Annotated in this window: 27 protein-coding genes and 3 tRNA genes; 19 read left to right on the forward strand and 11 right to left on the reverse strand. The window is 65.6% G+C overall.

Translation table 11 applies throughout. The features are described 5' to 3' along the window. Complete coding sequence (locus JCQ34_RS02270) at positions 1-981, reverse strand: DMT family transporter (protein ID WP_286401401.1); 981 nt, start codon at positions 979-981, stop codon at positions 1-3. Positions 982-1,120: 139 nt separating this feature from the next. Further along, positions 1,121-2,137, reverse strand: coding sequence for a PHP domain-containing protein (locus tag JCQ34_RS02275; protein ID WP_286401404.1), 1,017 nt, complete (start codon positions 2,135-2,137; stop codon positions 1,121-1,123). A 175-nt stretch (positions 2,138-2,312) separates the two neighbouring features. On the opposite strand from JCQ34_RS02275, the gene JCQ34_RS02280 reads away from it, so the two are divergent. The 8 genes from JCQ34_RS02280 (at position 2,313) to JCQ34_RS02315 (ending at position 5,092) form a co-directional block, all read left to right on the forward strand. Continuing rightward, a tRNA-Glu gene (locus JCQ34_RS02280) sits at positions 2,313-2,385 on the forward strand. Between the two features lie 90 nt (positions 2,386-2,475). Next, positions 2,476-2,549, forward strand: a tRNA-Asp gene (locus JCQ34_RS02285). A gap of 48 nt (positions 2,550-2,597) precedes the next feature. Further along, positions 2,598-2,673 (forward strand) — tRNA-Phe (locus JCQ34_RS02290). 116 nt (positions 2,674-2,789) lie between these two features. Further along, positions 2,790-3,239, forward strand: a complete 450-nt coding sequence (locus JCQ34_RS02295) for an Asp23/Gls24 family envelope stress response protein (RefSeq protein WP_286401406.1) — start codon at positions 2,790-2,792, stop codon at positions 3,237-3,239. Continuing rightward, positions 3,236-3,427: a hypothetical protein gene (locus JCQ34_RS02300; RefSeq protein ID WP_286401408.1), complete on the forward strand. Its 192-nt coding sequence runs from the start codon at positions 3,236-3,238 to the stop codon at positions 3,425-3,427. Before JCQ34_RS02295 ends, JCQ34_RS02300 begins: the two co-directional genes overlap by 4 nt. Further along, positions 3,424-3,849, forward strand: coding sequence for a hypothetical protein (locus JCQ34_RS02305; RefSeq protein ID WP_286401410.1), 426 nt, complete (start codon positions 3,424-3,426; stop codon positions 3,847-3,849). The genes JCQ34_RS02300 and JCQ34_RS02305 overlap by 4 nt, the downstream gene beginning before the upstream one ends. Then, positions 3,846-4,484: a hypothetical protein gene (locus JCQ34_RS02310; RefSeq protein WP_286401412.1), complete on the forward strand. Its 639-nt coding sequence runs from the start codon at positions 3,846-3,848 to the stop codon at positions 4,482-4,484. Before JCQ34_RS02305 ends, JCQ34_RS02310 begins: the two co-directional genes overlap by 4 nt. After that, on the forward strand, positions 4,481-5,092 hold the full coding sequence (locus tag JCQ34_RS02315) for a hypothetical protein (protein ID WP_286401415.1): 612 nt from the start codon (positions 4,481-4,483) through the stop codon (positions 5,090-5,092). Before JCQ34_RS02310 ends, JCQ34_RS02315 begins: the two co-directional genes overlap by 4 nt. 99 nt (positions 5,093-5,191) lie before the next feature. Here the strand turns inward: JCQ34_RS02315 and JCQ34_RS02320 are convergent, their stop codons facing one another. Further along, positions 5,192-7,006, reverse strand: coding sequence for a glycoside hydrolase family 13 protein (locus JCQ34_RS02320; protein WP_286401417.1), 1,815 nt, complete (start codon positions 7,004-7,006; stop codon positions 5,192-5,194). A gap of 141 nt (positions 7,007-7,147) precedes the next feature. Between JCQ34_RS02320 and JCQ34_RS02325 the strand changes: the two genes are divergently transcribed. From JCQ34_RS02325 to JCQ34_RS02345, 5 genes are all read left to right on the forward strand, one after another. Beyond that, a complete protein-coding gene (locus tag JCQ34_RS02325) occupies positions 7,148-8,443 on the forward strand; it encodes an ABC transporter substrate-binding protein (protein ID WP_286401419.1) in 1,296 nt (431 codons plus the stop codon). 7 nt (positions 8,444-8,450) lie between these two features. Beyond that, on the forward strand, positions 8,451-9,488 hold the full coding sequence (locus JCQ34_RS02330) for a carbohydrate ABC transporter permease (RefSeq protein ID WP_286401422.1): 1,038 nt from the start codon (positions 8,451-8,453) through the stop codon (positions 9,486-9,488). Beyond that, the gene (locus JCQ34_RS02335; RefSeq protein ID WP_142131327.1) at positions 9,485-10,384 is read left to right on the forward strand and encodes a carbohydrate ABC transporter permease; all 900 of its coding nucleotides are present in this window, start codon (positions 9,485-9,487) and stop codon (positions 10,382-10,384) included. Before JCQ34_RS02330 ends, JCQ34_RS02335 begins: the two co-directional genes overlap by 4 nt. Beyond that, positions 10,381-10,629 carry a hypothetical protein gene (locus tag JCQ34_RS02340; protein WP_286401425.1) on the forward strand — a complete coding sequence of 83 codons (249 nt, stop codon included), beginning with the start codon at positions 10,381-10,383 and terminating at the stop codon, positions 10,627-10,629. Before JCQ34_RS02335 ends, JCQ34_RS02340 begins: the two co-directional genes overlap by 4 nt. Positions 10,630-10,784: 155 nt before the next feature. Further along, positions 10,785-11,840 (forward strand): LacI family DNA-binding transcriptional regulator, encoded by a 1,056-nt coding sequence (locus JCQ34_RS02345; protein ID WP_286401428.1) that lies wholly within the window; start codon positions 10,785-10,787, stop codon positions 11,838-11,840. A 49-nt stretch (positions 11,841-11,889) separates the two neighbouring features. On the opposite strand, the gene JCQ34_RS02350 is transcribed toward JCQ34_RS02345, so the two are convergent. Together JCQ34_RS02350 and JCQ34_RS02355 are read right to left on the reverse strand one after the other, a co-directional pair. Then, positions 11,890-12,780, reverse strand: coding sequence for a hypothetical protein (locus JCQ34_RS02350; RefSeq protein ID WP_286401431.1), 891 nt, complete (start codon positions 12,778-12,780; stop codon positions 11,890-11,892). A gap of 34 nt (positions 12,781-12,814) precedes the next feature. Continuing rightward, a complete protein-coding gene (locus tag JCQ34_RS02355; protein ID WP_286401434.1) occupies positions 12,815-13,621 on the reverse strand; it encodes an exodeoxyribonuclease III in 807 nt (268 codons plus the stop codon). Between the two features lie 162 nt (positions 13,622-13,783). On the opposite strand from JCQ34_RS02355, the gene JCQ34_RS02360 reads away from it, so the two are divergent. From JCQ34_RS02360 to JCQ34_RS02375, 4 genes are all read left to right on the forward strand, one after another. Then, on the forward strand, positions 13,784-14,899 hold the full coding sequence (locus JCQ34_RS02360) for an enoyl-CoA hydratase/isomerase family protein (protein ID WP_286401437.1): 1,116 nt from the start codon (positions 13,784-13,786) through the stop codon (positions 14,897-14,899). A gap of 25 nt (positions 14,900-14,924) precedes the next feature. Beyond that, on the forward strand, positions 14,925-15,887 hold the full coding sequence (gene mmsB / locus JCQ34_RS02365; protein WP_434738941.1) for a 3-hydroxyisobutyrate dehydrogenase: 963 nt from the start codon (positions 14,925-14,927) through the stop codon (positions 15,885-15,887). Continuing rightward, positions 15,884-16,660, forward strand: a complete 777-nt coding sequence (locus JCQ34_RS02370; protein WP_286401441.1) for an enoyl-CoA hydratase — start codon at positions 15,884-15,886, stop codon at positions 16,658-16,660. Before mmsB ends, JCQ34_RS02370 begins: the two co-directional genes overlap by 4 nt. Positions 16,661-16,770: 110 nt before the next feature. Then, positions 16,771-17,424: a DedA family protein gene (locus JCQ34_RS02375; RefSeq protein WP_286401443.1), complete on the forward strand. Its 654-nt coding sequence runs from the start codon at positions 16,771-16,773 to the stop codon at positions 17,422-17,424. 34 nt (positions 17,425-17,458) lie between these two features. Here JCQ34_RS02375 and JCQ34_RS02380 read toward each other — a convergent pair whose 3' ends face one another. The 4 genes from JCQ34_RS02380 to JCQ34_RS02395 form a co-directional block, all read right to left on the reverse strand. Then, positions 17,459-18,241, reverse strand: a complete 783-nt coding sequence (locus tag JCQ34_RS02380) for a MerR family transcriptional regulator (protein WP_286401446.1) — start codon at positions 18,239-18,241, stop codon at positions 17,459-17,461. 67 nt (positions 18,242-18,308) lie between these two features. Then, entirely contained in the window at positions 18,309-18,644 is a 336-nt protein-coding gene (locus JCQ34_RS02385) for a hypothetical protein (RefSeq protein WP_286401448.1), read from the reverse strand. A 136-nt stretch (positions 18,645-18,780) separates the two neighbouring features. Beyond that, entirely contained in the window at positions 18,781-18,984 is a 204-nt protein-coding gene (locus tag JCQ34_RS02390; RefSeq protein WP_009357211.1) for a cold-shock protein, read from the reverse strand. A 168-nt stretch (positions 18,985-19,152) separates the two neighbouring features. After that, complete coding sequence (locus JCQ34_RS02395) at positions 19,153-19,659, reverse strand: TetR/AcrR family transcriptional regulator (RefSeq protein ID WP_286401464.1); 507 nt, start codon at positions 19,657-19,659, stop codon at positions 19,153-19,155. Between the two features lie 181 nt (positions 19,660-19,840). Between JCQ34_RS02395 and JCQ34_RS02400 the strand changes: the two genes are divergently transcribed. Both JCQ34_RS02400 and JCQ34_RS02405 read left to right on the forward strand, forming a co-directional pair. Continuing rightward, positions 19,841-21,052 carry an MFS transporter gene (locus JCQ34_RS02400; RefSeq protein ID WP_286401465.1) on the forward strand — a complete coding sequence of 404 codons (1,212 nt, stop codon included), beginning with the start codon at positions 19,841-19,843 and terminating at the stop codon, positions 21,050-21,052. An 11-nt stretch (positions 21,053-21,063) separates the two neighbouring features. Next, positions 21,064-21,924, forward strand: coding sequence for a 3-hydroxyacyl-CoA dehydrogenase family protein (locus JCQ34_RS02405; protein ID WP_286401467.1), 861 nt, complete (start codon positions 21,064-21,066; stop codon positions 21,922-21,924). A gap of 305 nt (positions 21,925-22,229) precedes the next feature. On the opposite strand, the gene JCQ34_RS02410 is transcribed toward JCQ34_RS02405, so the two are convergent. Together JCQ34_RS02410 and JCQ34_RS02415 are read right to left on the reverse strand one after the other, a co-directional pair. Then, entirely contained in the window at positions 22,230-23,414 is a 1,185-nt protein-coding gene (locus tag JCQ34_RS02410; RefSeq protein ID WP_286401469.1) for an acetyl-CoA acetyltransferase, read from the reverse strand. Then, a complete protein-coding gene (locus JCQ34_RS02415; RefSeq protein WP_286401472.1) occupies positions 23,411-24,082 on the reverse strand; it encodes a CoA transferase subunit B in 672 nt (223 codons plus the stop codon). Before JCQ34_RS02415 ends, JCQ34_RS02410 begins: the two co-directional genes overlap by 4 nt. Between the last annotated feature and the right edge of the window lie 12 nt (positions 24,083-24,094).

Raw genomic sequence — 24,094 nt, forward strand, 5'->3', positions numbered from 1 at the left:
CTACCGCTGGAAGCGTTGTTGCCGGAGGCGGTCCGCCCGGGACCTGCGGCGGGTCAGCCCCACTCCCACCAGGCACACCAGCCCGCCCACCAGTCCCCAGGCAGTGGGGATTTCGCCCAGCAGCAGCCAGGAGATCAGGACGGTGGTGCCGGGGACCAGGTAGGTGGTGGCCGCCAGCTTCCCGGCATCCACGAGTGACAACGCGTAGGCCCAGGTGGTGAAGGCGATGGCGGTCGGGAAAACGCCAAGGTACACGAGCCCCAGCGTGGCCTGCGGCGGGGCGGCCTGCACTTCGGCCGCCAGCTGCCCTGCGAAGGGCAGGCAGCACAGCGCTCCCACCACGATGCCGAACCACGTGGCCTGGGCCGCCGGGAATTTCCGCACAACCGGTTTCTGGATGATGACGCTGACCGCGGCGAGGACCGCTGCAAGGAGGCAAAGCGCCACACCCGCCAGGTCCGCCGTCGAACTTTCCCCCGGTGTGCGCGGCTGCCCCGGGCCGAGGGCGATCAACGCGACCCCGGCAAACGCCACTGTGCTGCCGATGAGCAGCCAGCGCGGAAACCCTTCCTTGAGGAAGATGCCCGCCATGATGGCCACCAGGATGGGGTTGACGTTGATCAGCAGGGCACTGGTGCCGGCGTCCAGGATGTGCTCCGCAGCGTTCAACGCCACGTTGTACCCGCCGAACCACATCACGCCGTAGGCAAGGATGGGCAGCCACTCGCGGCCCTTGGGCAACAGCCGGCTCTTGAGAAGTTGCGGCACCACCAGGAAGGCCAGGACGACGGCGGCAATCGCCAGCCTGCCCAGTGTCAGGGAGCCGGGGGAGAAGTGCGGGCCGATGGCCCGGATGCCCACGAACGCCGAGGCCCACAGCACGACGGTGACCACCATGGCCGCCACGCCCAGGGCCTTGACGGGAGCAGCCGCTGGAGCTTGGGGAGGAAGTGGTTGGCGGGCGGGGCTGGTGGAAGGCATGAGATAAATCTACGGCGGATGTGGGCACCGGACTGGCGGGAATCGGCCACGTCGGTGCCCGGCTGGCGCTGCGGCGGCGGGCAGGCCCCCTGCTTCATGCCCGGCCTGCTTTTCTGCCCGACGTTGCCTTTTGCCGTCCCTACTTCCCACCAGCCCAGGCGAGCAGCTTCTCCACAGGCCAGGTGGTGATGATCCGTTCAGCCGGGACGTCGTTGCGGGCGGCCCGCTCCGCGCCGTACTGCAGGAAGTCCAGCTGCCCCGGTGCGTGGGCATCACTGTCGATGGAGAACAGGCACCCCGCCTCCAGCGCCAGCTGGATCAGGGCGTCGGGCGGGTCCTGCCGCTCCGGGCGGGAATTGATTTCCACGGCGACGTTGTGCTCGGCGCAAGCTGCGAAGACCTCCTTGGCGTCGAACTCCGACGGCGGCCGGGTCCCGCGGGAGCCCTCCACCAGGCGGCCTGTGCAGTGGCCCAGGACGTTGGTCTGCGGGTCCTGGATGCCGCCGAGCATCCGGGTGGTCATGGTTTTCCGGTCAGCGCGCAGCTTTGAATGGACGCTGGCCACCACAATATCCAGCCGGTCCAGCAGTTCCGGCTCCTGGTCCAGCCCACCGGACTCCAGGATGTCCACTTCGATCCCGGTCAGGAGCCGGGTGGCCCCGCCGTTGCTGTTGATGCCGGCCACCGCATCCAGTTGCTTCAGCAGGCGCTCGGCGGACAGCCCGTTGGCAATCGTGAGGTTGGGGGAGTGGTCGGTCAGGGCCACGTATTCCCTGCCCAGCACCTCTGCAGCAGCCACCATCAGCTCAATGGGGGAGCCGCCGTCGGACCATTCGCTATGGCTGTGCAGGTCTCCCCGAAGTGCCGCCCGGAGGTCCTCCCCGCCGGATGCCAGTGGCTGGGCCCCCTTCTCCCTGAGGTCAGCGAGGTAATCGGGGACAAACCCGTCCACGGCCTGCCGGATCACCGCATAGGTCCGGTCACCGATCCCCTTCATGGACTTGAGCCGGCCGGTGCGGGCACGCAGTGCCACTTCATCAGGCCCAAGGGGCTCGATTGCGGCCGCCGCCTTGCGGAAGGCCTGGACCTTGAAAGTGGCGGCGCGTCCGCGCTCCAGCCAGAAAGCAATCTCGTTGAGGGCTGCGACGGCATCCATCCGTCCATCTTTACCCGGATTTACCGCGCACAGCGGCGGAACGGCGGGGGTTTCCGGCAATTTTGGAATATTCCCGGTTACCCCCTATAGTTGTGGAGTCCCGTTCGGAGAAACGCAGAGGACAAAGACGGAAAGCCCCGCTTGACGCCTTTTATTTTGTTCCGGACAGGTTCTGGCCCCCATCGTCTAGCGGCCTAGGACACCGCCCTTTCACGGCGGCGGCACGGGTTCGAATCCCGTTGGGGGTACGCAAGGAACTGGTCAAGCAGGCTAAAAAAGTCTGGTAGGCTGGAAGCCTTGAAAAATGCGGTAGAGATACTGCAAAGCAAGAAACGCAAGGCCCTGTAGCGCAGTTGGTTAGCGCGCCGCCCTGTCACGGCGGAGGTCGCGGGTTCAAGTCCCGTCAGGGTCGCTCTGATTGTTGGAAGAAATTCCGGCTGTCATGGTGACTAGTCACCTAGGCTCTGTAGCTCAGTTGGTAGAGCGTTCGACTGAAAATCGAAAGGTCACCGGATCGACGCCGGTCGGAGCCACCACTGGGAAGCATCAGTTCTTCGGAACTGGTGCTTTTCTGCTTTAACCCCTGATCACTCTTCCAGCGCAGTGTCACAGGCTGGGGATAGGGTGGAAGCAACAGAAGGGGGAGTGCCTGATGGAATACCAGAACCCACAACCCGTGGTGCCAAGCCGTCCCGCCGCAAGCCCGGCCCCGGGCCCCGGACGGACCGTTATTTCCGAGACTGCTGTGGCAAAGGTCGCCGGAATTGCCGCGCGGGCAGTTCCCGGCGTTTACTCCCTGGGTTCGGGTCCCTCCCGTGCCCTGGGCGCCATCCGCGACGCCGTCGGAAGCTCCGACCACGCCGCCGGGGTCCACGCTGAAGTGGGCGAAACCCAGGTAGCCGTGGACATCACCCTGGTGGCAAGCTACGGAACACCCCTGCACTCACTGGCCAATGACGTCCGCGCCGCTGTCTACCGCGCCGTCGAGGAACTGGTGGGCCTGCAGGTCATCGAGGTGAACGTGGAGATAACGGACGTCTACGTACCCCCGCCCGTCAAAACCACCCCGCCCGCCACCACCGAGCGGGAGGCACTGCTGTGAGCCTCACGGTGGCAGGCGCGGCGATGGGCGCCTTCGTTGCGTTCATGTCCCTGCAGTTTGGCCTGTGGGGCTTCCTTGTTTCACTGCTGTTCATGGCCATCGGAGCGCTCCTGGGCCGTGCCGCGGAAGGAAAGCTGGACCTGCGCGGCGTGTTCGACGCCATCACCGGCCGGCGCTCGTCGTCATGAGCTCGCCCGCGCCCGTTGTGCGTGGGCAGGCGCTCAGCGGCCATAACCGGATCAGCACCCAGGCATTGACCAGCCTTGCCAGGGTGGCGGCGGCGCAGGCCCTGGGCGTCGACGCGCAGGATGTCCGCGCGGATTGGACGGACGACGACGGCCTGCTGGCTTTATCCGTCGTTGCCCCCATCAGCATCCCGCCTTTGCAGTCCGTGGTTCTGGACCCCGCACGGGTGCAGGCGGCCGGCGGTTCCATCTGGGACCGCACTGTCAGGGCCAAGGCAAGCATCCTGGCAACAGTTTCCGAACTGAGTGGTTCCCGGTTGAGCCGCGTGGATATCCGCATCAGCGGGGCGAGGATCAGTACAGCAAGGATCAGCACAGCCGGGGTCAGCACACCAAGGATCAGCACAGAAGGGCGGGTGCGGTGAGCAGCAGCGTGGAAGACCGCGGAGTCACTGGTGGAACCCGCGGGAAGAACGAACCCTGGATGCGTCGGGTCCTTTACCGTGAGACCCACTCGTCCCGTGCAGCGGTGTCCGTTGCCGCCGCCATCCTGGTCCTGGTCCTGGCCGCGTACGGGGTCCTGGAATCCGGGGTCCACGCCGTGGGCCAGCCGGCCTGGCTGATCGAGCCGCAGGTGGCGGCGCAGCGCATCGTGGACCTTCCGGCCGGAATCTCCCCGCTGCTGCTGGCAGCGATCGGCGCCGTTCTTGCCATGCTGGGACTGATTTTCTTCCTTAACGGTGTCCTTCCCGGAAAGCGCGCCCGCCATCTGCTGGCCGGTGCGCCCGGCGAGGGGCTCCCCGCGGTGGTGGTGGATGACGAGGTCATCGCATCCTCGCTCGCCCGCCGCGCACGGTTGGCCGCCAACGTCACACCTGAACAGGTCATGGTCGTTGTTTCCCAACGGCAGGTGCTGGTCAACGTGCGTCCCACGTCCGGAATCCCTGTGGATCAGGACAGGGTGCTGGACGCGGTCCGCGACGAGCTGGATCAGATGCTGCTGGAACCTGCGCCCGTTCCCCGTGTCAACGTCACGGCTTCCGGGGTGATCGGGGCATGAACAGCACACCGGCGCTGCTCAACCGCATCCTGCTCACTGTGCTGGGCCTGATCCTGCTTGGGGCAGGGATCCTGCTGGTGCTGCTGGCGGCCCTTCCTCCCGTCGCTTCCTGGTGGCATGCCTGGTCCGGTGGAGTATGGGGCGGGATCACCCGGCTTTTCGACTCGACCCGGTTCCCGGGCCGGCCGGAAAGCTGGTTGTGGATTGTCGTTGCACTGGCGTTGGTGGCGCTAATGGGGCTCATGGTGGCCTGGATCGCCCAGCAGGGGAAGGGCCGGTCAAACCTCCTCGCGGCCGAATACGATCCCGGCGACACCCCCGGCGACGTCCGTATCGGCGCCGGGGTAGCGGAACAGGCCCTGAAGCAGGCCTTGGAGGGAAGGCCGGACTTGGCTGGGGCCACCGTCACTACCTATGACGTAAAAGGTTCGCCCGCGTTGAAGGTCCGTCTCCTGCCGCGCCAGGGTGTGGCCCCGCATCTGCTCGCAGCCGAGGTGTCAGGACTCCTGCACGCACTGGAGTCCGCTGTGGGCAAGGAGGTGCCGGTCCTCATCCACATAGGGGCCGGGGCACGGACCCGCTTCAGCCGGGCTGAACGCGTCCGCTAGCGTACCGCTGGTTCCGCCGGCGCTGCGGCCGGTACTGTCCGCCTTTCCCGGCTACCGCCCGCGTTGAGCGTTCCGTGGGCTTTAGGGATGCCGTGGGCTTTAGGAATGCCGGACGCTTTGGAGATAAACAGTGCAGTCCACCGGGACCTCCTGCATGCTGGCCCATTCTTCGGCGGGTTCGGGACCGCTGGACAGGACCACGGCATAACCTTCGGGCACGGGGGCCGAGGAGAAGCCCATGTTGGACAGGACCACTGTTTCCCCATTGCGGAACGCCAGCAGACCGCTGTCCGGCGCGTGTTCGTCAGTCCACTCCACGGTGCCGCTGCCCAGGCGCTGGGCCGCCCTGAACGCCAATGCGGCGCGGTAGAGTTCCAGCGTCGAGCCTTCCTCGCCGTCCTGCTGGTCGACGGCCAGGGGGCCGAAGCTTTTCGGCTGCGGGAGCCACGGCCCGGGTGCTCCTGTGGATACCCCTCCAGAAAAACCAAAGCCAGGTTCTTCTCCTGCCCACGGCAGTGGGACCCGGCATCCGTCCCGCCCGATCTCGGCACCGTGGGTCCGGAAAAATGTCGGGTCCTGTCTGGCCTCCGCAGGGAGGGTTGTGTGCTCCGGAAGTCCCAATTCCTCACCTTGGTAAAGGTAGGCCGAACCCGGCAACGCCAGTGCAACCAGCGTGGCAGCGCGGGCGCGGGCCAGGCCCAGGGCTGCGTCCGGCTGTTCGTCATCAGGGCCAATGCCCTTCGGGAAAGTGGTGGGGTCTGTCAGCCCGAACCGGGTGGCGTGACGCACGGTGTCGTGGTTGCTGAGTACCCACGTACAGGGAGCACCAACTAATGCTGCCGCTGCCAGCGACGCGTCGATGGCGTCGGCCATGCGTTCGGCATCCCAGCCGGCCAGCAGGAAATCGAAGTTGAAGGCCTGCTGCATCTCATCGGGCCGGACGTAGCGTGCAAGGCGCTCAGCCGGTTCCACCCAGGCCTCGGCAACCATCATCCGGTCTCCGCCGTATTCGGCCAGGACCTGGTTCCAGTCGCGGTAGATTGCGTGTACCCCGTCCTGGTCAAAGAACGGCGACGGCGGATACATCGGGGAGACTGCCCTGTGTGGTTCCTCGGCGTCGGTGTGGGCGTGGGGTGCATCCCCGGGCAGATGGCTCTCGATGCGGGGACCTGATGTTCCCTCAACCATGGCAGCCACGCCGTCCCAGTCTGGCAGCCCAGCCTCCTTCACCAGGCCGTGCGCAACGTCCACCCGGAAGCCGTCCGCCCCGCGGTCCAGCCAGAACCGCAGCACCGAGCGCATCTCCTCCTGAACTTCCGGGTTCTCCCAGTTCAGGTCCGGCTGCTTGGTGTCGAAGAGGTGGAGATACCACTGGCCGGGCGATCCGTCCGCGTCGGTTACCCGGCTCCAGGCCGGACCGCCGAACACGGACTTCCAGTTGTTCGGTGCAAGCCTGCCGTCCCCGGAGCCGGGTACTTCGTCCTTGCCGTCACGGAAGATGTACCGGTCCCGTTGCGGGCTTCCAGGAGCCGCGGCCAGCGCCTCCCGGAACCATGCGTGTTCGTCCGAGGTGTGGTTGGGAACCAGGTCCACGATGACTTTGAATCCGCGGCGGTGAGCTTCCTGCAACATCGCGTCGAAGTCCGCCAGGGAGCCGAAGAGCGGGTCCACCTGGCGGTAGTCCGCCACGTCGTAGCCGCCGTCGGCCTGTGGCGACCTGTAGAAGGGGGACAGCCAGATGGCATCCACTCCCAACCGTTCAAGGTAGGGCAGGCGGTCCAGCACACCGCGCAGATCCCCCATGCCGTCGCCGTTGCCATCTGCGAAGGAGCGGGGGTAGATCTGGTACACGACGGCGTCGGCCCACCAGGCAGAGGGGGCCGGTCCGGATGCGGGAACGGATGGGTCTGGCATTAGGTTCCCCTCCTGATAACTTTTTGATGTAAACGCTTGCATTACTGACATGTACCTTACTAGTGTGACAGTCACCACATCAACCTCACCTAGCAAGCGCACTGTCGACTTACTTGTCACTCAGCGAGGAGCTTCAAGCTAATGAAAACCCCGAGATTCCTGCTTCCGGCTGCCACGGCCGGCATCCTGGCCCTTACGTTGTCCGCCTGCGGCGGCGGAGGTGGAGGAGGCTCTACAGGCGGCGGCGGTGGCGGCAGTGACGCTAGCGCCAACCTCGACGGCCGCGGCCCCATCACCTATGTGCAGGGCAAGGACAACAGCAATGTGGTCCGCCCCCTGGTCGACAAGTGGAATGCCGCCCACCCGAATGAGAAGGTCACCTTCAAGGAACAGACGGACCAGGCCGACCAGCAGCACGATGACCTCGTGCAGCATTTCCAGGCCAAGCAGTCCGACTACGACGTTGTGGATGTGGACGTCGTCTGGACCGCTGAGTTCGCTGCCAAGGGCTGGCTGCAGCCCTTGAAGGACAAGATGGCGATCGACACCAGCGCCATGCTCAAGCCGACAGTGGACAGCGCAACCTACAAGGGCACCCTGTACGCAGCCCCGCAAACCTCCGATGGCGGCATCCTGTACTACCGGAAGGACCTGGTCCCCACCCCGCCCAAGACCTGGGACGAGATGATGAGCATGTGCTCCATCGCGAAGCAGAACAACATCGGGTGCTACGCGGGCCAGTTCAGCAAGTATGAGGGCCTCACGGTGAATGCCTCCGAGGCCATCAACTCGGCCGGCGGCTCGGTCCTCAACAAGGACGGCAAGCCGGACCTGAACACCCCCGAGGCCAAGGCCGGCCTGGGGAACCTCGCAAAGGCCTACGCGGATGGCAACATCCCCAAGGAAGCCATCACCTACAAGGAAGAGGACAGCCGCCAGGCATTCCAGAGCGGCAAGCTTCTGTTCCTGCGCAACTGGCCCTACGCCTTCAACCTGATCACCACTGAAGGCTCCTCTGCAGTGAAGGACAAGACGGGGCTGGCTGCACTCCCCGGCAAGGATGGACCCGGCGCTTCCTCACTGGGTGGCCACAACCTGGCTACCAGCGTGTACTCCAAGAACAAGGCCACTGCGCTGGACTTCATGAAGTTCATGACCTCGGCGGAAACCGAGAAATTCTACGCCACGCAGGGCTCGTTGGCTCCGGTTCTCGGATCGCTGTATGACGACCAGGAACTCGTTGCCAAGCTGCCCTACCTGCCGGTACTGAAGACGTCCATCGAGAACGCCGTTCCGCGTCCTGTGACGCCTTTCTACCCGGCTGTCACCAAGGCAATTCAAGACAATGCCTACTCCGCTATCAAGGGAGAAAAGACAGTGGATAACGCACTTTCCGACATGCAGAAGTCCATCGAATCCGCCGGTGCGGGATCGTAGTTCTGCCATGGCAACCGAACTAGGCCCGACGCCGGTCAAGTCACCGGCGTCGGGCGGTACCCCCGTCCGTCATGCGCCCAAGGGCGTGGGGGAGGACAACAGGATTGCAAGCCAGGGGCGCTGGGCGTCCTGGCTGCTTGCCCCCACCATCGTCGCCCTGGGCATCGTGATCGTTTACCCGATCATCAGTGCCATCGTCATGTCCTTCCAGAAGGACGCCGGCCTGGATCCAGCCACCGGACTCTTCACTGCAGGCGGCCCGGCAGGCATCCAAAACTACGTCAACTGGCTTGCGCAGCAGTGTTCGTCACCGGACGGCGGAACGGTCGCTTGCCCGCCCGGCACGCTGGGCGGCCAGTTCTGGTCCGCCACGGCCACCACGTTCTTCTTCACAGTGGTGACGGTGGCATTCGAAACTGTCCTGGGTTTCTGGATGGCCATGATCATGGCCCGCGAGTTCCGTGGCCGCAGCCTGGTCCGCGCAGCTGTCCTGGTGCCGTGGGCCATCCCCACTGCCGTAACGGCCAAGCTCTGGTTCTTCATCTTCGCCTTCGAGGGCATTGCCAACAAGCTGTTCAACACCACCATCCTGTGGACGGGCAGCGAGTGGCCGGCCAAGTGGGCCGTGGTCATCGCGGACGTCTGGAAGACCACACCTTTCATGGCCTTGCTGATCCTTGCAGGCCTGCAGATGATTCCGGCGGACGTCTACGAAGCAGCAAAGGTGGACGGAGCCACTGCCTGGCAGCGATTCCGCCTGATCACCCTGCCGCTGGTAAAACCGGCACTTATGGTGGCAATCCTCTTCAGGACACTGGACGCGCTGCGTATGTTCGACCTGCCCTACATCCTGACCGGCGGCGCGAACAACACCACCACCCTGTCCATCCTGGTGATCAACCAAATCAGGCAGGGCTTCAACTCGGCAGCCGCGCTGTCCACCATCACCTTCATCATCATCTTCCTCGTCGCCTTCATATTCGTGCGCTTCCTTGGGGCGAACGTCGTTGAGCAGAGCGGCGCCACCGGAAAGGGGAAGAAATGACCACGGCAACAGCAGATGCCTCGGCGCTGCGGGCCCAACAGGACAAAGGCCGCAAGGCCGCCCAGAACAGGGAGAAGTGGGCACAGGGGCGCACGTACCTCAGCGCCGCCATCATCCTGCTCTGGTGCCTGGCACCGGCGTACTGGATGGTGGTCACTGCCTTCCGCGAGGTGGGCTTCACCTACGACACGTCGATCCTGCCCACCCATGTGACGCTGGACAACTTCAAGACGGCCTTCGACACGTCCTTCGGGAACAGGTTCGGCCAGGCGCTGCTGAACAGTGTGTTCATCGGCGGCGTAGTGACGCTGGTATCCCTGCTCATTGGCGTGTTCGCGGCCTACGCACTGGCCCGGCTGAACTTCAAGGGCAAGTTCCTGGTGCTTGGCTTCATCCTGGGTGCTTCGATGTTCCCCGGCGTTGCCCTGATCACCCCACTGTTCCAGCTGTTCACCAATATCGGCTGGATGGGCACCTACCAGGCGCTGATTATCCCGAACATCTCCTTCGTGCTCCCGCTGACGGTCTACACCATGACGTCGTTCTTCCGCGAGATGCCGTGGGAACTGGAGGAATCCGCCCGTGTGGACGGTTGCACCCAGGGACAGGCCTTCCGAAAGGTCATCATGCCCCTGGCCGCGCCGGCAATCTTCACCACGGCAATCCTGGCGTTCATTTCATCGTGGAATGAGTTCCTGATTGCCAGCCAGCTGTCCAGCGACGCAACCCAGCCGGTGACGGTGGCCATCGCCAACTTCGCCGGGGCACAGCCCAACCAGATCCCATACACGGCCATCATGGCCGCGGGCACCATCGTCACCATCCCGCTGGTGATCCTGGTGCTGGTCTTCCAGCGCAAAATTGTCGCCGGCCTCACGGCAGGTGCAGTCAAGTGACGGACAACGGTTCCCGTCCCCGCACCGCGGGGGCGGGAAGCCGCAGCCGACTGGTCCGCTCCGGTGAGGACTTCGATATCATCATCGGCTTCCTCGGATTCTGGGCACTGGTCCTGCTGGTGGTCACCGTGTGGATGGAAGTTACTGCCCAGCCGGCCCTTGGGTGGGCGCTGGGCCTGCTGGCAACACTGCTGGCGCTGTACGGTATGGTGCGGCTGCGCAGGAAACTGCCGGCCCGCAGGTAGGCGCTGATACGCACGCCCGCCGCCTTGGCGGCAACTGTGTGGATTCGCGCTGTCTAAGTTTTCACTGCCCGGCCCCTGAATGGAAAAATACAGGGCCGGGGGTAAACGCGGGGCCGGGCGGCCCCACGCCGCAAAGGAGTCAAAGAGGGGACACGGTGGCACGGACAACGGAAAGGTCCCAGCGGGGCGGCCATAACGGCGTCAGCATCGAGGACGTGGCGGCGGCCGCCGGAGTCTCCACAGCCACGGTGTCCCGCGCAGTCCGCGGGTTGCCCAGGGTTTCGCCGGCCACCCGCGAGAAGATTCTTGAGGTGGCCGGGAACCTGGGCTACGTTGCATCCTCATCGGCTTCCGGCCTGGCGACCGGGCGGACCAGGACCATCGGAGTGTTGGCCCCGTTCGTGAGCCGTTGGTTCTTCTCGAAAGCCATTGAGGGTGCAGACCGCGAACTGCATGCCCGCAATTACAACCTGTCCCTTTTCAACCTCGGCGGCCACGGCAGCAACCGGGAGCGGCTTTTCAGCAAGACCATGGTCTACAAGCAGATCGACGCTCTCCTGGTCCTGTGTATGGCGCTCAGCCATGACGAACTGGACCATCTCCAGAAAATCGACATCCCCCTCATCGTCGTCGGCGGCCACGTCGAGGAGTGCTCGTACATCGGCATCGACGACTACGCAGCCGCGTCAACGGCGGTGCGGCACCTGATCGACCTCGGCCACAAGAAGATCGCCCTGCTTCACGGCGACGACGAGACCGACCTTAACTTCGACGTTCCCCGGGTTCGCATCCTGGCGTTCAAGGACGTCATGGCGGCAGCCGGTCTGCCCACCCGCCCGGAATGGGACGAATGGGGCGACTTCACCGTACGCAGCGGCCAGGAAGCCCTGCGCCGGCTCTGGTCGCGGGAGGGGGAGAAGCCGACCGCCATTTTTTGCGCTTCTGACGAGATGGCCATGGGCGTAATCTTCGAAGCCAACCACCTTGGCATCAGGGTTCCGGAGGACCTCTCCGTGGTGGGCATCGATAACCACGACTTTGCTGAACCCATGGGCCTCACCACGGTGGGGCAGCGGCCGGACGAGCAGGCCGAACTGGCCACCAAGATGCTTCTTGACGAACTTGATGGGCAGGCAGGAGCTGTGCGCTCCGCCGTCGCGACGCATGAACTGATTGTCCGGCGCACCACGGCGCCGCCGCAGAACCCCTAGAAGCCCAGAACTTCTAAAAGCCCCAAAACCTCTAAAAGCCAGGGAACGGTTACGAGGCGCGGGCCAGCTGCCGGATGGGGATCCAGCGCGAGGCGAGCCGCCGGTAGGCCGCTGCAGCACCGGTCATGTCACCCTCCGCCAGGCACTCGATGCCCAGCCTGATATCCATGGGGGACTCGTCCGGGTAGACCTTGTCCGCCACGGCGCCGTAGTCCAGCTCCACCATGGAGTCCACGTGGAACAGCTCCAGCCATTCCGTCAGCTGCGCCAGGTCATCAAGCATGTCCAGGTCGGGAGCGGCGAGGGCCAGGTTGGCCACGGCATAGCGGGCCCGCTCCAGGGCATCGGTAATGGACGCCCAGACGCGCACGGTGAGAATCCGGCCGCCGGCTTCCACCACGTCCTTGCGGTCGGATTCGGCGAACAGCGAGAACCAGCTGAACGGGATGCCCCACGTGGAAGCCCGCGTGTGCACCCGGACGGAACCGTCCCTGGCCTTCACCAGGTCGATCCTCTCCTGGTGCCGGTCCCGCTGCTCCTCCGGGATCAGCAGCTCGGCCAGCGGGCCATGGATGCCTTCCATCAAGGCGTTGGCTGCCAGTCCGGCGCGCAGGACCAGCTGGCTGGGGCAATACAGCAGGACGGGCTCCGGGGCCGCGTCAGCACCGTCGTCGGCCGTTCCGCCGTCCGTTGCCGGCGCTGTGGTGACGCGTACAAGGTCGGTGCGTCCGGTGGGGAAGGGATCGCCGCCGGAGCGGGTGATGCGTCCCAGCGAGGCCAGCAGTTCAGCGTTTTCGACGGCGGCACGGGAGACTGCCTGCGCTCCGGCTGCCTGGATGGCCGGGCGTTGTTCCTCCGGAAAGGCTTCCAGGGGTTCGTAGACGCGCAGGGTGGAGGAGAAAGGCAGGCCTGCCTGGCCCCGGTAGAGGTTTCCCGTCATTGCGGTCTCCTTGCGTGGGTCCAGGCCACAGTCATCAGTCCGCCAGTTCCACCAGCACGGGCGCGTGGTCGGAAGCGCCCTTGCCCTTGCGTTCCTCGCGGTCAATGGAGGCGCCGGTGACGCGCGCGGCCAGGGCGGGGGAGGCCAGGACGAAGTCGATCCGCATGCCTTCCTTCTTCGGGAACCGCAGCTGGGTGTAGTCCCAGTAGGTGTAGACGCCGGGGCCGGGGGTGTACGGGCGTACTACGTCCGTGTAGCCGGCGGTTTCGAACGCGTGGAATGCCTCCCGCTCCGGCGGGCTGACGTGCGTGGACCGGTTGTTGATGAACAGGTCAATGTCCCAGACGTCCTCGTCGAAGGGGGCGATGTTCCAGTCGCCCATCAGTGCCACCTGCGCCTGGGGGTTGTCCGTGACCAGGGCCTGGGCGTGCGTCTTGAGGCTTTCCAGCCATTTCAGCTTGTACGGCATGTGCTCATCGTCGAGGGAGCGGCCGTTGGGGACGTACAGGCTCCAGATCCGGACGCCTGCGCAGGTGGCAGCCATGGCGCGCGCCTCCTGGACGGGGTCCTTCCCGGCCTTGCCGAACGAGGGCTGGTCCAGGAACGTCCGCTCGACGTCCTCCAGCCCCACCCGGGAGGCGATGGCCACGCCGTTCCATTGGTTCACCCCGAAGTGGGCCACCTCGTAACCCATCCGCTCAAAGAGTTCCCAGGGGAAGTTGTCGTCCTTGCACTTGGTCTCCTGGATGGCCAGGACATCGCAGTCGCTGCGCTGCAGCCACGCTTCCACGCGGTCGGCGCGGGCACGGAGCGAGTTCACATTCCAGGTAGCTATCTTCACGGTTCCTAACTTACCTTGGCAGCCGCACGCCGGGTAAAGCCCTGGGCGGCCCCGCCTCCAGGTGCCCCTGCGGTTGGTTAGGGACCGGAAGGGGCGGGTATATTCGCAAGCAGAATGACCTGGATCACTCATCCGGCCACCATGCGAAGGAGCACCCAGCCGATGACCGCAGCCAAGGGGAACATGACGGACAGCACGACAGGCGGCGGAGGTGCGGATGTACTATTTGAGCGCCGCGGCAGGCTGGGGGTGGCCACCCTCAACCGCCCCCGCGCGGTCAACGCGCTCACGGCGGGCATGGTGGACCTGCTGTTGAGCCAGCTCACCACCTGGTCAGGGGACGACGGCGTGGCCGCCGTCCTGGTGCAGGGCGCCGGGGAACGGGGACTGTGCGCGGGCGGAGACATCGTGGCCATTTACCAGGACATGCTGCACGGCGGAAGTGCGACGGCGGGTTTTTGGCAAACCGAGTACCGCCTGAATTCCCTGATTTCCCGGTACCCCAAGCCGTACGTTGCGCTGATGGACGGACTGGTCCTTGGCGGCGGGGTTGGCGTTTCGGCGCACGGGAACGTCCGCGTGGTCACCGAGCGGACCAGGATGGGGATGCCGGAAACCACCATCGGGTTTGCGCCCGACGTCGGCGGGACCTTCCTGCTCTCGCACGCGCCGGGCGAAACGGGAACCCACGCCGCCCTTACGGGCGCACACCTGGGCGCCGGGGATGCCTTGTTCCTGGGCCTTGCAGACCACTATGTTCCGTCATCCGAGCTGCCCCGCCTGGCGGCGGCGCTGGAAACCGAAAGCCCGGAAGACGCCGTCGCCCGTTACGCTGAGCAGGCCCCCGCCTCGGTGCTGGCAGGGCAGCGGGAGTGGATTGATGCCTGCTATGACTCCGACGACGCGGGGGAAATTGTCGCCCGCCTCCGCTCCTGGACCGGGCCAGGCCAGGACGATGCGTCGGCGGCTGCAGACACCATCGAAGCCAAATCGCCGACGTCCGTGAAAGTTACCCTGGCGTCCCTGCGCCGCGCTTCAAACCTGACCTTGGATGAAGCGCTGGCCCAGGAGTACCGGGCAGGACTGCGATTCCTGCAGGGGCCGGATTTCCGCGAGGGAATCCGCGCGCAGGTGGTGGACAAGGACAGGAACCCGCAGTGGAAGCCGGCAACCCTTGCCGAGGTGCTTCCCCAGGATGTGGACCGGTTTTTCCAGCCGCTGGATAGCGGGGAACTGGACCTGCAGGTGAAGGAGGGCGACCGTGCCTGGCACATTTAGTGTTGCCCTCCTGGGACTGGGGCACATGGGCGGCCCCATGGCCGTCAACCTGGTCCGCGCAGGCTATCGGGTGACGGGTTTCGACGTCGTTCCGGCAGCACGTGAAGCGGCAAAGGCGCACGGCATTCCCGTGGCGGGTTCTGCCATTGACGCCCTGGCCGGCGCGGACCTGGTGCTGACCATGTTCCCCAGCGGCCGCCACGTCCTGGACGCCTACCAGGGCTCCGATGGTGATCCCGGCCTGCTGGCAACAGCCCGTCCGGGAACCATGTTCCTGGACTGCTCCACGATCAACGTCGAAGAGGCCCGCGCAGCTGCCCGCCTAACCATCGAGGCAGGCCACCGGTCCGTTGACGCCCCCGTTTCCGGCGGCGTGGTGGGTGCCGAAGCCGGCACCCTGACCTTCATGGCCGGCGGAGACGACGCGGACTTTGAGGCCGTGCGGCCGCTCCTGGAGGTCATGGGCAAGCGGGTGGTGCACTGCGGCAGCCACGGCGCCGGCCAGGCTGCCAAGATCTGCAACAACCTGATCCTGGGCGTTTCCATGATTGCGGTGAGCGAGGCCTTCGTCCTGGGCGAAAAGCTGGGCCTGACCCATCAGGCGCTGTTCGACGTCGCCTCCGCCGCGTCCGGCCAGTGCTGGGCGCTGACCACCAACTGCCCGGTGCCGGGGCCGGTTCCCACCAGCCCTGCCAACCGGGACTACCAGCCGGGCTTTGCCTCAGCGCTGATGGCAAAGGACCTGAACCTCGCGGTCAACGCCCTCAACGGCACGGGGGTGGCGGGGGAGATGGGAGCGCTCGCCGCCCATATCTACGATAGGTTTGCCGCGGAGGGCGGCGCGGGCCGTGACTTCTCCGCCATCATCACGGAGATCCGCCGGGCATCCGGCAAGCCTGCCCGGGACGAGGCAGCCGGGGAGCTTGCCCCCGGGGAGGCACCACGCAGGCACAGTACAAGAGCACACGACGACGGGAGCCCCGAATGACGGAGTACGCCAACATCCTGGTGGAACAGCAGGGCAGGGTGGGGCTGGTGACGCTCAACAGGCCCTCCGCGTTGAACGCCCTGAACAAGGCCACCATGGAAGAGCTGGTGGCAGCCGTCACCGCCATGGATTCCGATCCCGGCGTGGGGGCGGTGGTGATCACGGGCTCGGGCAAGGCGTTCGCGGCAGGAGCCGACATCAAGGAGATGGCGGACCAGGGCTATATGGACATGTACCTGGCGGACTGGTTCCGGGGCTGGGAGGACTTCGCCCGGCTGCGGATCCCCACAATCGCTGCTGTGTCCGGCTTTGCCTTGGGCGGCGGCTGCGAACTGGCCATGATGTGCCACCTCATCATTGCCGGCGACAACGCGAAATTCGGCCAGCCGGAAATCAACCTCGGCGTCCTCCCCGGCATGGGCGGGTCCCAGCGCCTCACCCGGGCCGTGGGCAAGGCGAAGGCGATGGACATGATCCTCACCGGCAGGTTCATCGATGCGGACGAAGCGGAGCGGTGCGGTCTGGTGTCGAGGGTGGTTCCGGCAGCGGACGTGGTGTCCGAGGCGCTCGCGGCGGCCGGGGTGATAGCCGGCAAATCCAAGCCTGCGGCGATGGCCGCGGTGGAAGCGGTCAACGCGGCCTTCGAAACCGGCCTGGCCCACGGGGTCCAGTTCGAACGGCGGCTCTTCCATTCCCTGTTCGCCACCGAGGACCAAAAGGAAGGCATGGCAGCCTTCACTGAGAAGCGCCAGCCGGAGTTCAAGCACCGGTGATGCGGATGTCCCGCCTGCCTGGATAAAGCGTGCGACGACGGGAAGCCCCGTAAGGTAGGCATGACGGGGCTAGCACGCGGCCATGGCATGCAGCGGAACGGGACAGGCGTATGTGGACAATCATGACCGGTGCAGCCAGCCCCACCGAGGGGCTCACCGGAATCGTGGGCTTTGCGGCGAGGGCTATTGATGCCCTGGGGGAGTGGGGCGTTGGCGCCTTCACGCTCGCCGAAACGGTGCTGCCTCCCATTCCCAGCGAGGTGATACTCCCGCTGGCGGGCTACCTCGCCAAACAGGGCTCCCTGAACCTCCTCCTCGTCTTTGGCACCAGCACCCTTGGCGCGTACCTCGGGGCATTGTTGCTCTACTGGCTGGGGGCCAAACTGGGCCTTGACCGGTCCATCCAGTGGTTGTCCAAGCTGCCGCTGGTGGACCGGGAAGACTTTGAGCACGCGGCAGGCTGGTTCCGGCGCCACGGCAGGTCCTCCATATTCTTTGGCCGTCTGCTGCCCGGGGTGCGCAGCCTGATTTCCCTGCCGGCCGGAGCGGCTGCCATGCCCGTGGGAACCTTCAGCCTCTTCACCCTCGCCGGCAGCGGCCTCTGGAACGGCGCCCTCATTGGCCTGGGCTACCTGTTGGGCACTCAGTACCGGCTCATTGAGGAGTACTCGCACTACCTGAACTACGCGGTCTACGCCGCGCTGGCTGTTGCTGTGGTCCTGCTCATCGTCCGGCGGACCAAACGCGCCAAGACCAGGCGCTGACAACCGGCAGCAGGCGAACCCCACCTCCTGAACGCTACAGGGACTCGTCGGCGAAGCTGCGCAGTGCTTCCCGGACGAAACCCGCGCCCTCCATCCCGCCGTAATTCACAGCGAACCGGGGGTCCATGACGTACATGTGCGCCAGGCCGAGGACGTATCCGCGAAGGTCTTTATCGCCGGCGGCGGGGGTTCCGGGAATGGACTGCAGCCAGGCCACGTGCCGCCGTGCCAGGTCCTGGGCCTCCTGCCCGTCCGGCGCGGCTCCGGCGGCCGCTGCCGTGCTCCAGTCCCTGCTGAGCTTTTCCGCCTTCGACTTCCACTCCTGCTTCTCCGCCGCAGCCATGCCGCGCCACCAGGCATCGGATGTGGCATAAGCGTCCTTGCCCCAACGCTCCTCGACCTCATCCTTGTACTGCGTGTGGTCGAAGCCTTCAAACATGTCCTCTGCCATCAGTTGGCCTCCTGCCTTCACTGTTTCGATGGTTTGCCGCACGGACTCCGCCTGCCGGGCCAGCCGCTGCTGCTCCTGGTCCAGCCACTTGAGATGCCGGGTGAGCGCCGCAACGGGACCGGCCTGCCGGTGGAAGACCTCCGCAATGGCCGGCAGCCCCAGGCCCAGCTCCCGCAGCAAAAGGATGCGCTGCAGCTGGAGGAGGGCGGCGCCGTCGTAATAGCGGTAACCGTTGCTGCCCACCCGGCTGGGCTTCAGCAGGCCGATGTCGTCGTAGTGCCTCAGGGTGCGGCTGGTGGTGCCTGCGATCCTGGCCACCTCCTGGATGGACCAATCCCGTCCCCCGCGAGCCGCCGTTTCTTCCATGGTTTGAGCCTAAGGTTTGACGCTGCGTCAAGGTCAACGCCGGATGGCCGGCAGGCGTTCCGCCGGGTTATTTGGCGTGGCGGTCACGGGGCGTGCGGTGCCTGGCCTGGGCGACCAGCCTGGTGAACGCGAAAACAAAGATCGCCTCGAACAGCAGCATGAGGCCCATCAACAGCCATTGCTGCCGGGTGATAAAGACGATGCATCCGGTCAAGGCCAGAATGGTTCCCAGGGCGAGCGCGTAAACGGCGAAGCCGACGGCCACCCGGGCGCTGCGGACGCCGGTCCGGAACCCAAACCCGTGCGGCTCCCCGCCGGGCTGGCCGGGGACGCGGTCCGGTGCGGCAGGTCCAAGGGAGTCGAACTCCTCCCACGGATCCCTGTCCTGGTCCTGTGCGCTCATGCCTTAATTATCCCAAACTCTGGAAACGAAGGGTGCGGACACCCAACAGCCTTGGCATTAAAATAGCGGCCCCTCCACCATGGGGTGGAGGGGCCGCTGAATGGGGTCCCGGCAGTTGCCGGAGGCCGCCGAAGACTTAGAGCGGGCGAATGTTCTCAGCCTGCGGACCCTTGGGGCCCTGGGTCACATCGAATTCGACCTTCTGGTTCTCGTCCAGGGAGCGGTAACCGCTGGTGGCGATTGCCGAGTAGTGGGCGAAAACGTCAGCGGACCCGTCATCGGGGGCAATGAAGCCAAAACCCTTTTCGGCGTTGAACCATTTAACTGTGCCTGTTGCCATGGCTGCATTCCTTCATGTGACTCTGATTCTCTCCCCGGGGATCGTCCCGGAGTGCGCGGGAGGTAATCCCCCACTGTCCCCAAACGTACGGGGCGCAGGGCCGTGGTGCAAGGGTATACGCCATAAAGCGTTGTCCGATGTGGTCGCAACCGGGCCATTGGCCGGGCTCTATGGCTGCGCGGGGTGTTCCGGTCCATCGCCCAGCAGCCGGCTAATCCGGTCCTGGACCATCAGATCCGCCGCAGATTCATGGTTGAAGAGGATGCGGTAGATCACGGGAGCAACCACGGTATCCACAATTTGCGACGTCTCCGGCGCACTCTCGCCGCGAAGTCCGGCAAGTCTTCGGATTTCGTCGACATGGCCCTGCATCGATTGGAAGTACTCCCGCGTTACTGCCCCGTCCGCGAGCATGTCCCTCAGCACCTGGCGCCCCAGCGGCGAGGAGAACTCTTCTACGTAGGGGATGAACCAGGCTTCCATGTCGCCCCTGAGTGAGCCGGTATCCTCCACCTGCTCGGGCAGCATCCGGTTGGAGGCGACGGCGGCGAGGAGCCGCGAAAGGTCACCCCACCTTCGGTAGATGGTGGAGGAGTTGACGCCGGCACGCTCTGCAACCTGCGGGACCGACAAAGCCGAGCGGTCGCCGTCGTTCTCGTCGAGTAGAGAGCGCACAGCCTGGTGAACGGCCTGTTGAACCCGGGCACTGCGGCCGCCTGGCCGGGGAGTCGCTGTCACCATCATCACACCATCTTAATGCAAAAACTACGCTTTAGTGACGGCACTCAGGAGTAGTCTCTTAATGCAGAGTTTGTGCTTTAGAGAGGTTTTGCGCGTGGATCGGGCAGGGAGAGCAGTGAAAAACAATGGGGCAGCGTTCTGGCTGCACGCGGCGCTTTTGACAGTCTTTATTGGCGCCTCGTCGGCGCCGTCTCCGCTGTATGAGTTCTACGCCAGGCAATGGGGTCTCGGATCCGCGGCCGTCACGGTCGTCTTCGCCGTGTATGCGGTGGCAGTGCTGCTGACCCTGCTGGTGGTGGGATCGCTGGCAAACCATCTGGGAACCAGGCCGGTGCTGCTGGGCGCCGTGGTGCTCCAGGTCGGAGCCATGATGACTTTTGCATTCGCGCCGGGCCCGGAAATGCTCCTCGCTGCGCGGGCCCTGCAGGGAGTTGCCACCGGAGGGGCCATGGCGGCCGCCGGAGCTGCGCTGCTGGCCTTCGAAGGCACCGTGCGGCGCGGCCGCGGCTCCCTGGTCAACAGCGCCGCTTCCCCCGTCGGGCTCTCCATTGGTGCCTTGGGCTCGGCCTCGCTGGTGCGCTTCCTGCCCGAACCGACCAAAACGGTGTACTTCTTCCTCGCGGCCCTCCTCCTTGTCCTCGGAGCTGCGCTGCTGTGGCTGCCCAGCGCCGGGCAGAAGACGCCCGGCTGGTTCCGCTCCCTGGTCCCCGAGGCGAGGATCCCCAGTTCTGCCCGTAAGACGATGGCCGCAACCATGCCGGTGGCAGCCGCAACCTGGGCGCTTGCCGGCTTCTATCTCTCGCTCGGACCGTCGCTCGCGCACTCGATTACGAAAGACAACTCGGTGCTGGTGGGAGGGTTGGCCCTGTTTGCCCTCTTCGTTCCGGGGGCGCTGGCAATCCTTGTCGTCCGCCGCTGGTCCGACCGCAACACGCTCCTGACCGGTGTAGTCTCCCTGATCGCCGGGATCTCCCTGACGGTCCTTGCCGTCCAGGTGGGCTCGGCGCCGCTGTACTTCGCCGGCACGATGGTGGCCGGAGTCGGTTTTGGCAGCGGCTACTTCGGCGCGATGCGGATGACGCTGCCGCTGTGCAGCCCGCATGAGCGCGTGGGGATGCTCTCCAGCATCTACCTGATCTGCTACCTCGGCTTCAGTGTGCCCGCCGTGGCGGCAGGGCTGCTGGTGGCCGTTGCCGGGATGAAGAGCACGACGTTGCTCTACGGCGCCGCCCTGGTGCTGGCGGCCATTCCTGCCCTGCTGGTCACCGCCAGGGGCACACGCACCAACCGCATCACCCCGCCTGTTGAACCAACAGCGGCATCCTGAAAGGAAATGACATGACCTTCACCCTTCCTGCCAACATCGCGGGCCGGCCCATCACCGTACTCGGTGGCGGCACCCTGGGCCGGCGCATCGCCCTCATGCTCTCGCTCCAGGGCGCCGAGGTGCGCATCTTCGACACCAACGTTGCGGTGGCCCAGGCCGCCGTCAACTACATCGCAGCGGAGCGCCCTGCAGCCGTGGAGGAATTCGGTGGTGTTCCCGCAGGGCGGATTACCGCGGGTGACAACCTCCCGTCAGCCCTCAGTGACGCCTGGCTCGTAATTGAGGCGGTGCCGGAAAAGCTTGAGCTCAAGCAGAAGATCTTCGCCGACCTCGACCGCCTGGCCGCCCCCGACACTGTCCTGGCCAGCAACTCCTCGTCCTTCGCCTCGTCCGAATTCATCGGTGGGGTAGGCACGCCGGAACGGGTGCTGAACATGCACTTCTACATGCCGCCGGCCGTGCGCTCGGTGGAACTGATGTCCAGCGGCCGCACCGAGCCGGCGATCCTGGACCTGCTGATGGGGGAGCTGCCCAAGTACGCACTGGCCCCACACCTGGTGCGCAAGGAAAGCACGGGCTTCATCTTCAACCGGGTCTGGGCCGCGATCAAGCGTGAATCCCTGCTGGTAGTGGCCGAGGGTGTTGCCGATCCCGAAGACGTGGACGCACTGTTCCTTGATGTCTTCAAGTCCAACACCGGGCCGTTCCGCTTCATGGACCAGGTGGGCTTGGACGTGGTCCTCGACATCGAGAACCACTACTGCCAGCTGGCAGGAATGGAGAACAAGTCGGCCCCGCTGCTGCAGGGCTACATCGACAAGGGCTGGCTGGGCGTCAAGAGCGGCCGCGGGTTCTACAGCGACTACGCCTAAATCCGCCGCCCACCTTGGCGATGCCTACGTTGTTGTCGAGGAATCCCGGAACGGCAGACCAGCCGCATGTTCGATGCCGTACTCAGCCCCGGACTGCCGGGCACCAGACCTGTGTGCCGTCGCCCTTGTGCAGCATGACGCGCTCAGCGGAGGCAAGGTACCTGACCCAGAGAACTGTCCCGTCCGGCGTCGCGAGTTCTGCCGTCGCGGCCGCCGGGAAACACCCGGGCCGGCGCACCATCACGGGTGCGCCGGCCGCCAGCCCAAGCCAGTTGGTAACCCGAACCAGCTCTGCGGGCGGGCATTCAGACGGCTTCAAGCACGCTGACATAGTTCGCGATGCCCACGCCGCCCATGTTTTGCACGGCTGCCCGGCGAGGGCTGGCCAACTGCATGTCGCCGGCGGTTCCGGTGAGCTGCATTGCAGTGATGACGTGCTGTGAGACTCCGGTGGCCCCCACCGGGTGGCCCTTTGCTTTGAGGCCGCCCGAGACGTTGATGGGAAGCTTGCCGTCCTTGAAGACCCAACCTTCCTTGACCGCGCGGGCGCCCTGGCCGGGTTCGGTCAGGCCCATGGCCTCGTACATCAGCAGTTCGGCGATCGTAAAGCAGTCGTGCACCTCGGCGAAGTCCAGGTCCTCCAGCCCGATACCGGCCATGCCCAGGGCACGCTGCCAGGACGCGCGGGTCGCGGCGAAGGCCGTGGGGTCCCTGCGGTCGGTGGGGAAGAAATCATTCGCCTGGCCGAAGCCGGCGAGACGTACCGGTGCGGTGGCGCCGCCCGTGGGCGCCACGCTGAGCACCACGGCGGCAGCGCCGTCGGAGACCGGGGAGCAGTCGGTGCGGCGCAGGGGATCTGCCACCATCGGGTTCTTGTCCGAGACGGTCTGGCAGAACTCCTCACCAAGGTCCTTCCGGAGCTGGGCGTAAGGGTTGTCGACGCCGTTGCGGTGGTTCTTCGCCGCGATGGTGCCCAGCACGTCGGACACCGCTCCGTAACGCTTCTCATAGTGCTTGGCCACCTCGGCGAAGAGGCCGGTGAAGCCTGTCGTGGAGGGCTTGCCGGCCATGTCGTAGTCGGCCCCGAGCAGGGCCGCGCCCACAACGTCGGCGCCGGCATGCGTCATCTTCTCGGCACCAATGACCAGGACCGTCCTGGCGGTCCCCGCCAGCAGCGACTTGGTGCCCTGCTGGAATGCGGCCGAACCGGAGGCGCAGGCGTTTTCCACCCGGGTGGAGGGGACGTTGGCGAGGTCCGGCGAGACCTGCAGCGCCAGCGAGGACGGGAAGGCCAGTGGCATCATGCCGGAGTTGAACTGGCCCACGTAGATCTCATCGATCTGGCCGGGCTCGATCCCGGCATTGCCAATGGCCTCGGTAGCCACCTGCACGATCAGGGACTCGAGGGTCTCCTCAGCCAGCTTGCCAAACCGGCTGTGTCCCCAGCCGGTGAGCAGGACGTCCTTGCCAAACTGTTCCTGCAAGCTCATGCCGCCACTTCCTCATTCTCGAGCCGGACCTCAAAGCCGGCCTCGGTCTTCTCCCGGATCTCTTCCACCGTGACCCCCGGGGCCAGCCGGGTGAGCGTGAGCTGCCGCCCGCCGTCGTCCGTCTTGTGCAGGTCGAAGACGGCGAGGTCGCTGATGATCCTGTCCACGCAGCTGAGCCCGGTCAGCGGAAGGCTGCATTCGCGCACGATCTTGGCTGAGCCGTCCTTGGCGTTGTGCTCGGTGAGGACCACCACGCGCGGCGTGCCGGCCACCAGGTCCATGGCCCCACCCATGCCCTTGACCATCTTGCCCGGGATGGTCCAGTTGGCCAGGTCGCCGTTGCCGGAGACCTGCATGGCGCCCAGGATGGCCACCTTGACGTGCCCGCCACGGATCATGCCGAAGGAGGTGGCGGAGTCGAAGATGCTCCCGCCGGGCAGCACCGTGACGGTCTGCTTGCCGGCGTTGATCAGGTCCGCGTCCTCGTCGCCTTCGTACGGGAACGGTCCCATGCCCAGCAGGCCGTTTTCACTCTGCAGGACCACCCGCACGCCCTCGGGCAGGTTGTTGGCCACCAGGGTGGGGATGCCGATCCCCAGGTTCACGTAGTCGCCGTCATTCAGTTCCTCTGCCGCGATGGCGGCCATTTCATCCCTGGTCCATCCCATGGGGTTTCTCCT

Origin of the sequence: Pseudarthrobacter defluvii, assembly GCF_030323865.1 — a bacterium.
Taxonomy (GTDB): domain Bacteria; phylum Actinomycetota; class Actinomycetes; order Actinomycetales; family Micrococcaceae; genus Arthrobacter; species Arthrobacter sedimenti.

Excerpts from the sequence above, each read along its gene's own strand:
- JCQ34_RS02325 (WP_286401419.1), top strand. The coding sequence starts at position 7,148 with ATGAAAACCCCGAGATTCCTGCTTCCGGCTGCCACGGCCGGCATCCTG.
- JCQ34_RS02315 (WP_286401415.1), top strand. The coding sequence starts at position 4,481 with ATGAACAGCACACCGGCGCTGCTCAACCGCATCCTGCTCACTGTGCTG.
- JCQ34_RS02385 (WP_286401448.1), bottom strand. The coding sequence starts at position 18,644 with ATGAGCGCACAGGACCAGGACAGGGATCCGTGGGAGGAGTTCGACTCC.
- JCQ34_RS02390 (WP_009357211.1), bottom strand. The coding sequence starts at position 18,984 with ATGGCAACAGGCACAGTTAAATGGTTCAACGCCGAAAAGGGTTTTGGC.
- JCQ34_RS02370 (WP_286401441.1), top strand. The coding sequence starts at position 15,884 with ATGACGGAGTACGCCAACATCCTGGTGGAACAGCAGGGCAGGGTGGGG.
- JCQ34_RS02335 (WP_142131327.1), top strand. The coding sequence starts at position 9,485 with ATGACCACGGCAACAGCAGATGCCTCGGCGCTGCGGGCCCAACAGGAC.
- JCQ34_RS02375 (WP_286401443.1), top strand. The coding sequence starts at position 16,771 with ATGTGGACAATCATGACCGGTGCAGCCAGCCCCACCGAGGGGCTCACC.
- JCQ34_RS02295 (WP_286401406.1), top strand. The coding sequence starts at position 2,790 with ATGGAATACCAGAACCCACAACCCGTGGTGCCAAGCCGTCCCGCCGCA.
- JCQ34_RS02305 (WP_286401410.1), top strand. The coding sequence starts at position 3,424 with ATGAGCTCGCCCGCGCCCGTTGTGCGTGGGCAGGCGCTCAGCGGCCAT.
- JCQ34_RS02320 (WP_286401417.1), bottom strand. The coding sequence starts at position 7,006 with ATGCCAGACCCATCCGTTCCCGCATCCGGACCGGCCCCCTCTGCCTGG.
- JCQ34_RS02270 (WP_286401401.1), bottom strand. The coding sequence starts at position 981 with ATGCCTTCCACCAGCCCCGCCCGCCAACCACTTCCTCCCCAAGCTCCA.
- JCQ34_RS02380 (WP_286401446.1), bottom strand. The coding sequence starts at position 18,241 with ATGGAAGAAACGGCGGCTCGCGGGGGACGGGATTGGTCCATCCAGGAG.
- JCQ34_RS02350 (WP_286401431.1), bottom strand. The coding sequence starts at position 12,780 with ATGACGGGAAACCTCTACCGGGGCCAGGCAGGCCTGCCTTTCTCCTCC.
- JCQ34_RS02330 (WP_286401422.1), top strand. The coding sequence starts at position 8,451 with ATGGCAACCGAACTAGGCCCGACGCCGGTCAAGTCACCGGCGTCGGGC.
- JCQ34_RS02410 (WP_286401469.1), bottom strand. The coding sequence starts at position 23,414 with ATGAGCTTGCAGGAACAGTTTGGCAAGGACGTCCTGCTCACCGGCTGG.
- JCQ34_RS02275 (WP_286401404.1), bottom strand. The coding sequence starts at position 2,137 with ATGGATGCCGTCGCAGCCCTCAACGAGATTGCTTTCTGGCTGGAGCGC.
- mmsB (WP_434738941.1), top strand. The coding sequence starts at position 14,925 with ATGGGCGGCCCCATGGCCGTCAACCTGGTCCGCGCAGGCTATCGGGTG.
- JCQ34_RS02405 (WP_286401467.1), top strand. The coding sequence starts at position 21,064 with ATGACCTTCACCCTTCCTGCCAACATCGCGGGCCGGCCCATCACCGTA.
- JCQ34_RS02415 (WP_286401472.1), bottom strand. The coding sequence starts at position 24,082 with ATGGGATGGACCAGGGATGAAATGGCCGCCATCGCGGCAGAGGAACTG.
- JCQ34_RS02360 (WP_286401437.1), top strand. The coding sequence starts at position 13,784 with ATGACCGCAGCCAAGGGGAACATGACGGACAGCACGACAGGCGGCGGA.